We start from the raw sequence: 14770 nt of genomic DNA, 5'->3' as shown, positions 1-14770 counted from the left end.
CTTTAGCTTACTCCCATACCCCTATCTCTCCCTTGGGGCGCTCGTTGGCTTGGTTGGTCGCAGCACTTTCGGCCTTATAGTCGAAATTTTTGTTGCTGTCCATCCAGCGTTCGTAGGGCGTCAGCTTTTCCTGTAAAACCTGATCCCATTTTTCGCCGTCTCCGGCTTCTCGCTTCGCTTCGGCCACAAATTCGTCATATGTCTTAAGGCTTCCAGTGCTTTTGCTGATGATTTCAGCAGGGGGATCACTGGCTGGATAGCCGGCATCGTAAAGGAGTCGAGCCGTATCGTATTTCAGGCGAAGAATAAAGTCCTCTCGGGCTCCGGTGGCTTGCTCTACCTGTGTCTCGATCCTGTCAACCACTTCATCAAGGCCGTAGCTGATAACGTATGTTTTGGAGAACTCCCACAACGCTATTGCCCCTCTGCTTGCAGGGGAAATGCCGCCGACCGCGAAAGAAGCGGTGTTTTTGACGATGTCAACGATCACATCGTTGAGGGCGTCCTGCTCTCCGCGCACATCCAGAGTCGCCTTGAACTCCAACCCGGCCAGGTCGCCGAACATTCTTGCGGTTTGTTCGAAATATTTCTGGTCTGCTTTCGCATCCAGACGAGCTGCTGCCGTCAGCGCATCGTGACGGAACTGGGCCGCCGTCGCGTCGAAGTCGTCGGTGAGCCGTTTGTCTCCGACGAAGGTCTTCAGGAAGCGAAAGGTGTCGCCCGGACTGAGGTAGAACCCTGGGGTTACGGGAGGAAGGTGAGCCCAGTTCTCCGGGACTCCCATTCCGGAGTCGCGGTAGACGGCCTTGTCGAAGCGGGCGCCCGAGGCGAGTTCGTGGATGTAGGACTTCGCGATCACGCTCATGGAGTCCCAGGCGCCCCTGGGCAGGTCGCTGCCGAAGGAACCGGCGACCGTTATCGCGTCCAAGGCGAAGGCGGCGGCCTCCGGGCTGTGCTGACCGGCTTTCTCTGTCTTGGCCTCGGTGCCCGCTTCCATCGCCCGGCCGAAGGCGTCGGCCACCTCGTCTCCGGTGCCCGTGGTCTTGGCGCGGTCGAGGAACAGTTTCATCTTGTCGACCTGGCTGAGCTTGACGTCGGCCCCGCCCATCTTGGCGAAGGCGTCCCGTACGGCGACACCGTCTCCGTCGAGCACCTCCAAGCCCATGGCGACCAGGTCGTCGGGAAGGCCGTACGCCTTCGTCTCGGCGGGCCCGCCGGCACGCCAGTCCTGCCGGGGCTTCTTCGCGAACTCGTCCAGGACGAGCGCGCGGGCCGCCGCGCTGCGGACGGAGGAGGGGGCGTTGGCGCCGCTGAGCAGTGCGAGCCGGTTCCAGGCGGCGGCCTTGCTGTCGGTCGGTTTCACCAGGTCTTCTCTGACCTTGGAGAAGGCAGGGACAAGGGCGGGGGCCCGCAGGGCCGCGCCGAGGGCCTTGCTGAAGGCGGCGAGGTCTTGCTTGGCGGTCTTGCTGCCGGTGACCGCGATGAGATTGGGCAGGCTGTCGCGGACCTTGGGGGAGAGCAGGGCGAAGAAGGCGGCGGCGGCTTGGGGGCTTTCTGCGAGTTTGGCGACGTCGTCGATGTGCTCGTGGATGAGCTTGGCCTGCGACTCGCCGTGGAAGTTCACGAGGATGTCCTCGCCGTACATCCTGGCCAGCCCTTGGGCGAGCTCGAAGTCCTTCAGCTCGTCGGGGAGTCGGATGAGCCCTTGGCCGCCCGCCGTCATCGAGGCTGCGCCACCCGTGCCACCCGCGCCGCCCAGCTCGGGGGCGCCGTTGCCCAGGGTTTTGATCAGGTCGATCCGGCCGTGGAGCATGGAGACCTGCTTCCCGGCCCATTCGGCGATGTCGGCGATCTCCCGCAGCGCGGGGGTGCTGATCCCGTACCGGCCGAGTTTTTGCTCGAACTCCCTGGTGAACGTGGTCAGCCGGTCGGCCTCGCCGCGCAGGGAGGTGGCGAGCTGCCCCATCTGGTCGGGGTCGATGCCGCAGAACTCGGCGGTCGGTGTCATGGAACGTTCCCCCTCGTGGTCGTGACGGTCACGTACGTCCGGCTCATGGTCGTGACGGTCACATGCGTCCGGCCATCTCCCTGCGCATGGCGTCCGCCTCGGTCTCGGTCACCAGCGGGGGAGAGCGGCGCAGCTCCTCCTCGACCGCGTCCACCACGCGCTGGGCGAGCCGCCCGAGGGATCGGCGCCGCTCTTCCAGCTCGTTGGTCCAGGTGGTGGCCGTCGGCCCCGTCCACACCTGTCCCGACCGCATCGCCGAGGAGGCGCGCTGGTATGCCTGCCGCACCTCGTGAGCCCTGTCTTCGGCCTCGATGAGCAGTTGTTTCAGCCGTTCGTATCGAGGACTGGGCACCATCCGCTCGGCCACGCCACCCCCGCCCTTTTCGTGACCCCGTGATGAAGAAAAATTCGCATACCAGAGTAGGTATTGATCGTCTAAGTCGGCAAGTCCCGTACCCGGTCGGCATCGCGCTTTCGCCGATGGGGCCGAGGCCGCGTGGGCGGACGGAACTGATATTTCGGTCATTTCTCTCACGCTGCAACGACTACTCCACCAAACACCACCGGAGTAACGGATGACGCTGTTCGAAAAGCACATTGACGCGATAGAAATCACGGTCAAGGCCGCGTACTGGATGTGTTTCTTCGCCGGTTTCGTGCTGTTCCTCGCCGGTCACGTGACCATGCTCATGGCGATCGCGATCGGCGTCATGTGGTTGTCTCACGTCACCCTGCGCCACATCCAGGCGATTCGGACGCGCTGGGACGAGCAGGCCGCCGAGGAGTCGGAGATACGCCGTGAGCAGCGGCACCTGAACCGCGAACGAGAGCTGCGCCTCCAGATCCAGCGGTTGCAGCGGCCGGACCGTTGACCGCACGCCGCTGCCCCGCGCTCTCCCTCCACACCGTGTTCCCGCCGCCGCACCGGTCGCGCCCCGAGGGTGGGTTAGGTTGAGGCTTGCCTGAAATGCCGTTAAAGGGATGCTCAATGTCGGCACCGTCCGCACTTCCCCCCTCTCTCATACGCCTGCTGGCGCGGCCCGCTCCTCCCGGAGGGCTCTCCGACCTCAAGCACGTCGTCTTCGTCATGCAGGAGAACCGGTCGTTCGACCACTACTTCGGCCGGATGCGCGGGGTGCGCGGCTACGGGGACCGTAACGCGGTGTCCGCCCGGGCTCTTCGTCCGATCTTCGAGCAGGACGGGATCCTGCCCTTCTCCCTACGGGAGGCGGCCGAGCGCGCGGGAGCCGACCCGATGCTGCTCGACACCCACGACCACACCTGGCTCGGTACGCAGAACGCGTGGGCGATGGGCTGGAACGACGCCTGGGTGCCCAACAAGGGGCCGTCCACCATGGCGTACTACGACCGCGGGGATCTTCCGTTCCACTACGAGCTGGCGGACGCGTTCACGATCTGCGACGCCTACCACTGCTCGGTGCTGAGTTCCACGACGCCGAACCGCAACTACCACGTCTCCGGCCACACGGGTTACGAGCCGGGCACCGAGCAGCGGGCCGTCGACAACGGCGCCTGTGAGGAGGACAGGCACCCGGGCTACACGTGGACCACGGTGCCCGAACTGCTGACCCAGGCCGGGCACTCCTGGCAGGTCTACCAGGAGTGGGACAACTACCAGTGCAACAACTTTGAGTTCTTCGCCACGTTCAAGGCGGTCATGGCGAAACTCGGGCAGAGCAGCATGCACTCCTTCTACGAGAAGGTGCGCGCGTCCGAGGATCCCGCGCCGATGCTCGCCGAGCTTGAGGAGAAGGTGGCACGCCTGGATCCGGCCGACCGGGCGCTCTACGACCGGGCGTTGCGGCGCACCCGGACGGGCGGGCTGGGGGACTGGTTCGCCGCCGACGTGGCGGCGGGACGCCTCCCGGCGGTCTCGTACGTCGTGACCTCGCTCGCCGACTCCGAACATCCCGAGGGCTCCTCAGCGGTGGAGAGCGGGAAGGTCGTCTACCGGATTCTCGACGCGTTGGCATCGAGTCCGGAGGTGTGGGCGAGCACCGCGGTCTTCGTCACCTACGACGAGAACGACGGCTTCTTCGACCACGTTCCCCCGCCCGTCCCGCCGGATGGAACCCCGGGGGAGTTCGTCGGAGGACGGCCCATCGGGCTGGGCATGCGCGTCCCGATGATCGTCGTATCACCGTGGAGCGTGGGAGGCCATGTCTGTTCGCAGACGTTCGACCACAGCTCGACGGTCCGGTTCCTGGAGACCTGGCTCGGTATCGAGGCCCCCGATATCGGTGCCTGGCGGCGGACCGTCGCCGGAGACCTCACCTCCGCCTTCGACTTCGCCCGTCCGGAGGCGTGGTCCACGCCGGTGACGCCGGAAATCAGTGTCCCGGAGGGTACCGCGTTCGCCCGGGGTGCTCTGACCGATCAGGACATCTCGACTGTTCGGGATATTTCGGCCGACCGGGACGCTCCGGTCGTCCAGGGTGTCGCGGCCGGCCGCTGGTATCCCGACGCCCCCGCCGAGCAGCGCATGCCGTGCGCGGAACCGGGTGTCAGGCCCGCCCGCGCGCTGCCGTACCGGCCCGACGCCTCGGCACGCACCGGCGGTCGCGCCGTCGAGATCACGATGAGCAACACCGGTACGGAGAGCGCGCACCTGGCGCTGTACGGCTACATGGGGGAGCTCGTCCGGCCCATGCACTTCGACGTGCTCGGCCAGGTTCGCGAGGTGGTCTACTTCCCCTGTCCCACCTACGCCCTCGTTCTCACCGGCCCGAACGGTTTCCGCAGGGAGTTTCGGGGTGGGACCGACGACAGGGTGGAGATGTCCAGCGTGATCGACGCGGCCACCCGGACGATCGAGATCACCATCGTCAACACCGGTAACAGACCCGCCGACGTGACGATCCTGCCCCTCGCCTACGGGGGGACGGCGCGGACGCTGCGGGTCGCGTCCCAGGGCGCCGCGCGGATGCCGTGGCGGGCCGCGACCGGGTGGTACGACCTGTGGATCACCGTCGCCGGGGACACCGGCTTCGCCCGGCGCCTGATGGGGCACATCGAGAACGGCGAACCGAGCGTCACGGGCTGACGGCCGCCGGGGGCGGCAGGGGGAAATGTCGGTGCGCTCTGGTAGACCGTGGGCCATGGGTGTGAGCGTGGATGAATTCCTGGAGATGGTGAAGCAGCTGCCGGAGACCGAGCAGGGCGACGGCGGTGAGTGGGTCTCGCTGAAGGTGCGGGGCAAGGGCTTCGGCTACCTGTGGGAGAAGACGGAGACCGTGGGGCTCAAGTCGACGATCGCCGAGCAGCTCGCGCTGGTGGCGGAGCGGCCGGAGGTGTTCGAGATCCAGTTCACCGCGGGCCAGTTCGGCTGGGTCGTGGTCCACCTCGCGAAGATCGACGCAGATGAGCTGTTCGAGCTGGTCACCGAGGCGTGGTGCCTGACGGCTCCCAAGAAGCTCGTCGACGCCCACGAGGCCGCACACTAGCCCCGGTCGGCCCCGCGTTCCGCGTGTGCCGCATCGTTGCCGGTCAGAAGCCATATCCGATCCGGTTCGGGCGGTGGCACATGCGGAACGCGGGGCCGACAGGAGGTTGTCTCAGGGGAAGGTGAGCGTGCGGCTCGTGGTCACGGTGACGCTTCTTTGGTCTCCCGGCCGCCGGTGGCCGTCTCCGTCGTTCGTTCGCTGCCCGGTCGGCCGGTCGGCCGGTCGTCGTCAGGCGTCCGTCGGTCGTCCGTCAGTTGTTGATTCCGCGGCCGGTGCCGCTACCGCCGATGCTGTCGCTGATACCGCCGCCGATACCGACGCCCTCGCCGATGCCGACACGCTCGCGTCCGCGTTCGCTTCTTTCGTGCTCACGCCCGTAGTCCTGCTTGTGCCCGCGTCTGTTCTCATGTCGGTGCTTGTGCCGGTAGTTCCGTCCGTACTCGTGCCGGTGTTCGCGCCGGGCGCGGCACCTTGCGGGGTTCTTGTGCTCACGGCAGGGCTTCAGGGCGGAGGTGGCGGTGGCCGGGGTGGTCACGGCCACGGTGTCCGCGACGGCGGACGAGGTCGGCATCGCCACGGGGACGACGAGGGCGGAGGCCATCACGGCTCCGGCCGCCAGGGCATTTCTGATCATGGTCATGGCAGATCACTCCACATCGAATCGATGTCGAATCGGTCGAGCCCAGGGCGGTGCCCGGGCCGGCGGAGCGCCGTGCCGCGTCGAGGGCGACGTCGACACGATGCGTAACCTACCTTCACGGTAAGTGGTTGGGGTCGTGAGAGTCTGCTGGCGGATCCCAAAGGCTTGGGGCGGTCGGATTACCTGGCGGTAGCGGAAAGGAGCTGAGGAGGGGGGATCGGTGACGCTCGGCTACCGGTTCCGGTGGAAGGCTCGCGCCCCGGCAGGATGTCATCCGCGGCGGAACCGCCAGGGTTCAGTAGATCTTCCTGGTCCGAGCGCCTGTTTTTCGTGGGAGAGCCCTCCGTCGGCCAGGGCCGCCATGGCGCTCGGGCACCGGTTTCCCGTATCCGTTATCGGAGACCACCGCCTTCGAAAGGGCATCCGCCAGCGGAAATGCCGAGTCCGAAAGAGCGTCCGGGGAAGGCCGGGTTCGAAAGAGCGTCCCTCACGGGGAACGCCGGCGCCGAGGAAACGCCGGGTACGAAGGAACGCGATCAGCGGGGAACGCCGGATCCGAAGGAGGTGCGCAGGGTGGAGGAGGCGACGATCCGGCCCGCGACGACAACGTGGCGGGGTGGCGCGTGCCTGGTGAGGGCTTCGCGGAGGGTTCGTCCTTCGAGGACGACGAGATCGGCGGGGACGCCGGCCTCCAGGCGGTGGACGGGCAGGCCGACGACCCGCGCGGCGTCGACGGTCACCATGTCGTACAACCGCTCCAGGGCGTCGTCGGTGCGCGCGTCGAGCAGGTGGGCGGCGAGGAAGGCCACCTCCAGGAGGTTGTGCCGCCCGAACGGGTAGTAGGCGTCCTCGATGTCGTCCTGGCCGAGGGCGACCGGAACGCCGGCGTCGGCGAGCTGGAAGACCGGCAGGTGGAGCGGCCCGGTGTGCGGATCGCTCACGAATCCGAGCCCCGCGGCGCGGCACAGCCCGGCCAGGCGGCGCAGGTACGGCTCGGGGTAGAGCGCCATCGCCCTGGCGTGCTGGGCGCTGCCGCGTCCGATCATGTCGCGCGCCAGCAGTTCCCGCGCCAGCATCTCGGCCGTGCGCAGTCCCGGGTCTCCCGCGTCGTCGACGAGCATGGCGACGCGCAGGCCGTGCCGCTGGGCGAGGTCGACCATGCGCCGCACGTGCTCGGCGGCGTCGGCGTCGGTCCACTCGATCCAGGGGATGCCGCCCACCACGTCGGCGCCGAGCCGTACCGCCTCGACGACGAGTTCCTCGGTTCCGGGTTCGCGGAGCAGGCCGTCCTGCGGGAACGCCACCACCCGCACGTCGACCACGCCGCGAAACTCCTCGCGCAGCGCCAGCAGCGCCTCCAGGCCGGTGAGTCCCGCTTTGGGGTCGATGTCGGCGAAGGCCTGGACCGCCCGGACGCCGTGTCGTACGGACTCCAGGAGCACCGGCCTCGCGCGTTCGAGGACGGATCGCGCGGTCTGACCGGTCTTGACGGCGGCGGCCGTCTCGATGGCGCCCATCGCGGCCCCCATCGCGCCCTCGGTGTACTCCGAGAGCGCGGCGGACCCGGCCCGGTCGAGGGTGTGGACCTTGCACAGGTGCAGGTGCGCGTCCACGAACGGCTCGGTGACCAGGGCGCCGTCCGCGTCGAGGGTCACGCCGGTCGCCGGGGCCAGGTCGGGATCGTCCTCGGCGACGTGGCTGATGAGCCCGCCCGTGGCGGCCAGCGACCACCTGCCGGGACGGCCGCGCAGGGTGGCGTTGTGGATGAGCAGGTCCGGAGCGTCCATGACAGCACGGTAGAAGCACACCGGCAGGAGCGTGACGGCCAGATCTGCCAAGCCGGGGCCCTGCGAGTGTGGTGGTTCGAAAGGGGCGGTGGCGACGTTCTCATCGAGAGATGGAAGATCGTCCATGGCGGATTCCTGCGGGAAACGGGCTCAACGAATCCGTAGTCCCGCGATGACGAGCCCGACCATGAGGCGCGCGTCGTAGCGGGGGTTGTCGGCGCCGATGCAGAGATTGCCGATGCCGTGCATCAGGACGAGGGCGTCCATGTCGGGGACGATCTCGCCCGCCGTGGCGGCGGCGTTGAGCAGGTCGGCGCAGACGGGGACGAGGCGGTCGAGGAAGTAGGCGTGCAGGGTCTGGAAGGCGGCGTCGTTGGACCGTAGTGCCTCGGCCAGGCCGTGCTTGGTGACCAGGAAGTCGACGAAAAGGTTGATCCAGCTCGCGAGTGCGGCGTGTGGTGTGGTGCTCTTCGCCAGCAGTGCGGGACCGGCCTCGGCGCACGCCTCCACCTGGTGACGGTAGACCGCGACGATGAGGTCGGCCCGCGTCGGGAAGTGGCGGTAGATCGTGCCGACGCCGACACCGGCCTTGGCGGCGATGTCCCGCACGGGCACGTCGACGCCGGAGGAGACGAACATCGCCGCGGCGGCTTCCAGCAGGGTCTTCTCGTTGCGTCGGGCATCGGCCCGTTTGCGCGGGACCGCCGATTCGCCACTCGTGCCGGTCATCGTTGCTCCTCTTGCAAAGCGGAACCGGGTTCCGTATATTCGAAGCGGAACCAAGTTCCACATCGTCAGGATGTCAGCCCGGCAGGCCGATGCCAAGTCACGGTCATCGCCGAATCACGGCCATCGACAAGTCACGTCACCGCCGAATCGCCACGTCGCGAAGGAACAAACATGCACGCACTGCCAGAGCCCACGCCGGTCGTCTCGGTGCACCCCGTCACGCTGCCGGCCCCGGATCGCGGAGAGGATCTGCGGGTACGGATCTCCGCCCCCACGACCGGTCACGAACTGCCCGTCATCGTCTTCTCCCACGGTTTCGGCCAGTCGGCGACCGGCTATGACCCCCTGGTCGGCTTCTGGGCCTCCCACGGTTTCGTCGTCGTTCAGCCCACCCACCTCGACTCGCGGACGCTGAACCTCCCGCCCGACGACCCGCGCACACCGCTGATCTGGAGGCTCCGGGTCGATGACCTGAAGCTCGCCCTCGACCGGCTCGACCTCCTGGAGTCGTCCGTCCCCGGTCTCACCGGACGCCTCGACGGCACGCGCGTCGCCGTGGCCGGGCACTCCTGGGGCGCCCAGACGGCGAGCACGCTACTGGGAGCGCGAGTCCTCGACGCCGACGGCGCCTCCGGAGAGGACATGTCCGACCCGCGGATCAAGGCGGGCGTACTGCTGGCTGTGACGGGTACGGGCGGAGCCGACCTTTCCCCGTTCGCGGCCGAGCACTTTCCCTTCATGAGCCCGAGTTTCGCGGACATGACCACCCCGGCCCTCGTCGTCGCGGGCGACCGGGATGACTCCCCGCTGTCGGTCCGGGGGCCGGACTGGTTCACCGACGCCTACCACCTGAGTCCGGGCGGCAAGAGCCTGCTCACCCTGGCCGGGGCGGAGCACTCGCTCGGCGGTGTCTCCGGTTACGAAGCCAAGGAGACGACGGACGAGAGCCCCGAGCGGGTCGCCCTGATCCAGCGGCTCACCTGGGCCTACCTTCGCGACGCCCTCGGCCTCAAGGACTCCACCTGGCCGGCACCGGTGGAGAGCGCCCTGGGCAGTCTCGACTCCAAGTAGGGACAGGCGGACTTCACCCGTGCCGGAAAGCCGGTCGCGTCGGGGAGCGTCCGTCGGCCGATTCCGCCGACCGGGCTTGGGCGGGCGGTGTTCGGTCTGTTCCGGCGGCGCGGGATTCGGCCGTGTCCTGTCGGGGTGAAAGCCGCACATTCCAGAGTCAGGCTGCCGACGTGGATGCCACGGCCGGGCACGCCTGGCGGACGGTCGAGGTGTCGGGCGGGGGGTTCTTGGCCGTGGGTGTTCATCATGGGTGCATGGATCAAGCCTTGGCCCAGGACACGAAAGGGAACGCGCTGATGGCGTTCCTGCCGGCCGCACGTGTCGCCGACGTGCCGGACGACGCGCCGATGCCCGCGGCTTTGGTCGCGGTCTGGTGCGGCCGGCACCTGCTACTGGTCTTCGATCGCTTCCGCGGGGAATGGGAACTACCCGGCGGCAAGATCGATCCCGGCGAGACACCTCTCCAGGCCGCCGCGCGGGAACTCCATGAGGAGAGCGGCCTGTACCTGCCCGCCCTCACCCTCGCCGGGTACGCACGCTTCCGGCTCGTCGGCCCGCCACGTGACGAGTACGCCGCGATCTACACCGCCCACATCCCCGCCCTTCACGACGCCTTCACCCCCAACGGGGAGATCAGCGCCATCCGCTGGTGGGACACCGCCGACGCTCCGCCCAGCGGCACCCAGATCATCGACGCGACCCTGGCGCGACACACCCGCTTTCAACGGCACGTGAACGATTGACTCACCTCGGCATTTCCGTCCTCATACGCGAGAGGAGTTCGATGGTTTCGGCGAATTGTCTGGATTTGTTATCGCGTCGGCGGTTGGGTGGTCGAGCACGAAGGGGAGAAACGAGATGGGCCGGAAAATGCCGATGATCGGATCTGTGACCTCCGTCCTCACCCATTTCGAGCACGACTACCGCCGGTAATTCATCGAGGTCACGCCCTGTCAGAAGATTACACGATACATGTCAATATCCAGCACTCTGGCCGGGAAGCTACAACCATATTACCTGTAGTCGTCGTAAATCATTCCATGTCTTATCTTTTGGTTATGTTCAACCGGACCGTAGGGGGCCGGAAGAAGGGGCGATATGGGAAAGAAAAAGAAGAACTCCTTGGCTCACGACGTCATCGACGCGGTGGCCACGGTCGCCGGTTCAACGGCCGCGGTGAAAGTCACGCTCCTCGGCACCGCCGTCGGGCAACCGGTGGCCGGAGCGCTCGGGGGCGCCTACGCGGGCAAGAAGGTCCGGGACGAGATCAACAGCCTGAAGACGCCGGAAGGCCGCGAGAAGTGGGGCGAACGTCTGGACAACCTCGGCGAGAACACCCGAAACAATCCATGCCCTGGAGCCTGACGATCGGCACGCGCGTGATCTCGACACAGGCACACACAAGATCCAACCCTGTCGCCGAGTAGCGCGAAACAGACCCTCGACGGCCGGAGACCCCATCCCGTGAAGCCGAGGTCTCCGGCCTCCCGCTCCCGCCCAAGCCGGCGTGGCGCCAGAGGGCGAACACGCTGCCGAGAGCCCTGCCGCACGGGACCGGAGGCCGCGTACCATTGCCCGTCCGGCCGTTCCCCTGCGAGATCACCCGTGGAAAAACCGCTCGCCGGCGACGATTCCGCCCCATGGTGAAAGTCCTACGCGTAACCGTTCTTACCGACCGTCGCGAGGACTGCCATGACCCACGACAGAACATCGTCCGACATGACCGCTCCGGAACCGAGGCTGCGTCTTCGCCGTCTTCGCCGTCTTCGCCGCGCCTCCGGCATCTGGCCACTGGTCCACGCCGAGCGAGCGGCCCTCGCCGCCGACCTGGCGGATCTGACCGACGAGCAGTGGGCGACACCGTCACTGTGCTCCGGACTGACCGTGCGTGAGGTGCTGGCGCACCTCACCTCGGCGGCGACCCTCACCCCGGTGCGGTGGATGGCGGGCGTGATCCGCTGCCGGTTCGACTTCAACAGGCAGAACGCCATGCGGCTCGCCGAACAGTTGGGCGCGACCGCGACCGAGACGCACGACAGGTTCCGTCGTGTCGTCGAGAGCACCACCAAGCCGCCCATCCCGGTCGTGGCGATGCTGGGTGAGACGATCCTGCACGCGGAGGACATCCGGCGGCCACTGGGCATTCGCCGTGACTACCCGATCGGGACCATCACCCGGCTGGCCGAGTACTACCAGGGCAGCGACTTCGTCGTCGTCGCCAAGGGACGGATCGCCGGCCTGCGGCTCGTCGCCGACGACGGCCCCTTCGCGACCGGCTCCGGCCCGCTCGTTTCCGGCACCACCCTGGCACTCACGATGGCCATGACCGGGCGCATGACGTACTGCGACGAACTCGACGGCGACGGCGTCGCGATCCTGCGAGAGCGCGGTGAGATGACATGACCGGGAACCTGTCGTCCAGACGTCTCTCACCGCTCGGCAGGCGGAGCCGGATCATGTTCGTGTCGATCGCACGCCACGCTCTCATCCACCGCTCCGCTCCTGTACGGGTTCAGTGGCCGAGGCGGTCCAGGTTCTCCAGCACCTCGACCGCGCTGGGGGAGAACGCGCTGATGTAGGAACGTCGGACCGTACCGAGTCAGGCACCCCGGCGCAACGTCGCGAAACGCGTCGGCGCCTCCTCATCACGCGCTCCGCCGCACACCACTGAAAATGGTGCTCTTCCTCCGCGAGAGCGGCAACGGTTGAGCTCTTTCGGCATATATTCGACCACTCTAGGTATCCAAACGCTCACAGAATTCGATCGAAGGCCTGCGAGACGTCGCGTCGTACAGTGAAGGTATGGCCATGCTGACTGTCGACCTCGATGCCAGAGCGGAGAAGGCTTTGAACGAGCTGACCGCCGATGGCCGTTCCGTGACCGAAGCGGTTCGTGAAGCCCTCGTCGTCGCCCAACGACTCCATCGAATGGAGGAAGCCCGGATCGCGGCCGAGAGGCTGGCCAAAGATCCCGCTGACAGGGCCGAAGCCCAAGCGATTATGAAGGACACGGAGCACCTGCGTGCGTGGTGACGTGTACCGGCTGCGCGCTCCTCGTGACGTGATGGCCCATGAACAGCGAGGCGAGCGCTTCGCCGTGATCCTCCAGTCGGATTTCCTCTCCCACCTCTCCACCGTCCTCATCGCACCGACCTCAGCCAGCGCACCCCCCGCACCCTTCCGTCCCGAAGTCGAACTGCTCGGCAAGCAGAGCCGGGTCATGGTCGAGCAGACCATGGCTGTCACCCTGCACCGTCTGGGCGACTTCGCCGGTCGCCTGGACCCCGCCGAGGTCGAAGAGGTCGACGAGGCCCTCCACACGGTCCTCGGGCTGCTCCGATAGCGAAAGCGCCGGATGGGCGCCTTTTCGCCGTGATCCCGCTTCCGATGGAGTACGAGAACGGGATCACGGCAGAAGGCGGACGTCGCGCGGACTGGACGAATCAGAACCGTTCGATCACTGCCCCGAGGCCGATCGAGCTCACGCTTGGTTCACGACCTCCTGGAGGAGCTTCGCGATTCGTTCGACGTCGGATTCGGTGGTGCGCCAGTTGCTGAACGCGGCGCGCAGCGCGGGCACCCCCTCGTGGACGGTCGGCGTGAGGAACGCCTCACCGGACTCGGTGATCGCGTCGGCCACCTCGGCGATCCCGGCAGGGGTGGGGGAGGAGGCGAGGGTGAAGCAGACCACGTTGAGCCGTACGGGGGCGAGCAGCCGGTAGGCGGGCATCGCGGCGATCCGCTCGCCGAGTTCGGCGGCGAGGGCGATGTCGCGTGCGACGATCTCCGCGTGCCCCTCGCGCCCGTACGCGGCGAGGGTGAACCAGGCGGCCAGCGCACGCAGGCGTCGGGAGTTCTCCGGTGTGAGGTGCACGAGGTCGGGGACGTCGCCCACCGGGGTGAGATAGGCGGCGGAGTTCTGGAAGACGCGGATCTGCAGGTCACGGCGGCGGGTGAACTGGACCGCGCTGTCGTAGGGCACGTTCAGCCACTTGTGCAGGTCCACGCAGACCGAGTCGGCCTCGCCGAGGCCCGCGACGAGGTGGGCGTGCTCGGCCGACAGCGCGGCGAAGGCCCCGAACGCGGCGTCCACGTGCAGCCAGAACGGGTGGTGCTCGCGCAGGGCCGCGATGGCGCGCAGGTCGTCGAAGTCGACGGTGTTCACCGTGCCGGAGTTGGCGACGACGATCGCCGGAGCCCCGTCCAGCCGGTCGAGTTCCTCGGCGAGCCTGGCCACGTCCACCGCCTCCCGGCCGGGCAGCAGGCCGACCCGCCGGATCGCCGACCGTCCCAGGCCGAGCATGGACAGCGACTTGACGGTGCTGGAGTGCGGGCTTCCCGACAGCACGGTCACCGGCCCGAGCGCCGCCGTGCCCTCCTCGGCCACCGAGACGCCGCGCCGCTCGCCCAGCCACTCCCTGGCGATCGCGAGGCCGGTGAAGTTGGACAGGGTCGCGCCGCTGACGAACGCCCCCTCGTGCTCGGAGGGCAGGCCGAAGAGGTCGCGCAGCCACGTGACTGCCTCCCGTTCCAGGTCGGGGGCGAGCGAGTCCAGGCCCGAGGTGGGATTCTGGTCGAGGGTGCCGGTCAGCCAGTCGCCCGCGAGCGCGGCGGGCGTCACGCCGCCCGTGACGAAACCCAGGTAGCGGGGGCCCGCACCGGCCGCGAAGCCGGGCTCCCACCTGCGTGCGAACTCCTCCAACGCCCCTCGCAGGCCGATCCCCGCCTCGGGCAGTGACGCGGGCGCCGGCCTGGTCGGCGTCCGCGCCGCCGCCCGGTCGCCGAGCCCGGCGAGGAGGCGTGCGGCGTAGGCACGGGTGGCCTCAAGCAGCTCGGGGAGGTGGTCACGGTCGATGCCGAGCGACCCGCGTTCGCGGCCGGTCCCGGTCGCCCGCGGGGCGTGGGGCGGGTGGCCGCCGGTGGGCGACGGTCCGGGAGCGTGAGGTGTGACCACTTCGTCTCTGGCATCCATCCCTCGACGCTACGACGCCGGTCGGCAGTCTCGACAACGGCCCCCTGGTGGGCGTGGGGCGGGCTTTCGGTGATCACACGTACTCACCCTGTCCGATCA

At 67.9% G+C, this 14770-nt stretch carries 16 protein-coding genes; 10 read left to right on the top strand and 6 right to left on the bottom strand.

What is annotated here, in order from left to right:
• Positions 1 to 7: 7 nt before the first annotated feature.
• On the bottom strand, positions 8 to 2008 hold the full coding sequence (locus tag ABZ664_RS28855) for a hypothetical protein (RefSeq protein WP_362516454.1): 2001 nt from the start codon (positions 2006 to 2008) through the stop codon (positions 8 to 10).
• Positions 2009 to 2066: 58 nt separating this feature from the next.
• Positions 2067 to 2375, bottom strand: a complete 309-nt coding sequence (locus tag ABZ664_RS28850) for a hypothetical protein (RefSeq protein ID WP_362516452.1) — start codon at positions 2373 to 2375, stop codon at positions 2067 to 2069.
• Positions 2376 to 2583: 208 nt separating this feature from the next.
• On the opposite strand from ABZ664_RS28850, the gene ABZ664_RS28845 reads away from it, so the two are divergent.
• The 3 genes from ABZ664_RS28845 (at position 2584) to ABZ664_RS28835 (ending at position 5472) form a co-directional block, all read left to right on the top strand.
• A complete protein-coding gene (locus ABZ664_RS28845) occupies positions 2584 to 2880 on the top strand; it encodes a hypothetical protein (RefSeq protein WP_362516450.1) in 297 nt (98 codons plus the stop codon).
• Positions 2881 to 2996: 116 nt separating this feature from the next.
• Positions 2997 to 5072 carry a phosphocholine-specific phospholipase C gene (locus ABZ664_RS28840; protein WP_362516448.1) on the top strand — a complete coding sequence of 692 codons (2076 nt, stop codon included), beginning with the start codon at positions 2997 to 2999 and terminating at the stop codon, positions 5070 to 5072.
• Between the two features lie 55 nt (positions 5073 to 5127).
• Positions 5128 to 5472: an MmcQ/YjbR family DNA-binding protein gene (locus ABZ664_RS28835; protein WP_362516446.1), complete on the top strand. Its 345-nt coding sequence runs from the start codon at positions 5128 to 5130 to the stop codon at positions 5470 to 5472.
• A gap of 250 nt (positions 5473 to 5722) precedes the next feature.
• Here ABZ664_RS28835 and ABZ664_RS28830 read toward each other — a convergent pair whose 3' ends face one another.
• From ABZ664_RS28830 to ABZ664_RS28820, 3 genes are all read right to left on the bottom strand, one after another.
• Positions 5723 to 6112, bottom strand: coding sequence for a hypothetical protein (locus tag ABZ664_RS28830; RefSeq protein ID WP_362516444.1), 390 nt, complete (start codon positions 6110 to 6112; stop codon positions 5723 to 5725).
• Positions 6113 to 6648: 536 nt separating this feature from the next.
• Positions 6649 to 7899 (bottom strand): amidohydrolase family protein, encoded by a 1251-nt coding sequence (locus ABZ664_RS28825; protein ID WP_362516442.1) that lies wholly within the window; start codon positions 7897 to 7899, stop codon positions 6649 to 6651.
• Positions 7900 to 8049: 150 nt separating this feature from the next.
• Positions 8050 to 8628 (bottom strand): TetR/AcrR family transcriptional regulator, encoded by a 579-nt coding sequence (locus ABZ664_RS28820; protein ID WP_362516439.1) that lies wholly within the window; start codon positions 8626 to 8628, stop codon positions 8050 to 8052.
• Positions 8629 to 8799: 171 nt separating this feature from the next.
• On the opposite strand from ABZ664_RS28820, the gene ABZ664_RS28815 reads away from it, so the two are divergent.
• The 7 genes from ABZ664_RS28815 (at position 8800) to ABZ664_RS28785 (ending at position 13042) form a co-directional block, all read left to right on the top strand.
• Positions 8800 to 9699 (top strand): chlorophyllase, encoded by a 900-nt coding sequence (locus tag ABZ664_RS28815; protein WP_362516436.1) that lies wholly within the window; start codon positions 8800 to 8802, stop codon positions 9697 to 9699.
• A gap of 254 nt (positions 9700 to 9953) precedes the next feature.
• On the top strand, positions 9954 to 10442 hold the full coding sequence (locus ABZ664_RS28810) for an NUDIX hydrolase (RefSeq protein WP_362516434.1): 489 nt from the start codon (positions 9954 to 9956) through the stop codon (positions 10440 to 10442).
• A gap of 355 nt (positions 10443 to 10797) precedes the next feature.
• Positions 10798 to 11064, top strand: coding sequence for a hypothetical protein (locus ABZ664_RS28805; RefSeq protein ID WP_362516432.1), 267 nt, complete (start codon positions 10798 to 10800; stop codon positions 11062 to 11064).
• Between the two features lie 354 nt (positions 11065 to 11418).
• Positions 11419 to 12102 (top strand): maleylpyruvate isomerase family mycothiol-dependent enzyme, encoded by a 684-nt coding sequence (locus ABZ664_RS28800; protein ID WP_362516430.1) that lies wholly within the window; start codon positions 11419 to 11421, stop codon positions 12100 to 12102.
• Positions 12099 to 12278 carry a hypothetical protein gene (locus tag ABZ664_RS28795; RefSeq protein WP_362516428.1) on the top strand — a complete coding sequence of 60 codons (180 nt, stop codon included), beginning with the start codon at positions 12099 to 12101 and terminating at the stop codon, positions 12276 to 12278. The genes ABZ664_RS28800 and ABZ664_RS28795 overlap by 4 nt, the downstream gene beginning before the upstream one ends.
• 223 nt (positions 12279 to 12501) lie before the next feature.
• Positions 12502 to 12732, top strand: coding sequence for a hypothetical protein (locus ABZ664_RS28790; RefSeq protein ID WP_362516426.1), 231 nt, complete (start codon positions 12502 to 12504; stop codon positions 12730 to 12732).
• The gene (locus ABZ664_RS28785; protein ID WP_362516424.1) at positions 12722 to 13042 is read left to right on the top strand and encodes a type II toxin-antitoxin system PemK/MazF family toxin; all 321 of its coding nucleotides are present in this window, start codon (positions 12722 to 12724) and stop codon (positions 13040 to 13042) included. Before ABZ664_RS28790 ends, ABZ664_RS28785 begins: the two co-directional genes overlap by 11 nt.
• A 138-nt stretch (positions 13043 to 13180) precedes the next feature.
• Here the strand turns inward: ABZ664_RS28785 and ABZ664_RS28780 are convergent, their stop codons facing one another.
• Positions 13181 to 14671 carry a pyridoxal-dependent decarboxylase gene (locus tag ABZ664_RS28780; RefSeq protein ID WP_362516422.1) on the bottom strand — a complete coding sequence of 497 codons (1491 nt, stop codon included), beginning with the start codon at positions 14669 to 14671 and terminating at the stop codon, positions 13181 to 13183.
• Positions 14672 to 14770 lie beyond the last annotated feature (99 nt).

The organism is Streptosporangium sp. NPDC006930 (genome assembly GCF_040635605.1).
GTDB lineage: Bacteria > Actinomycetota > Actinomycetes > Streptosporangiales > Streptosporangiaceae > Streptosporangium.
This window is presented reverse-complemented; position numbering and strand designations above follow the sequence as displayed.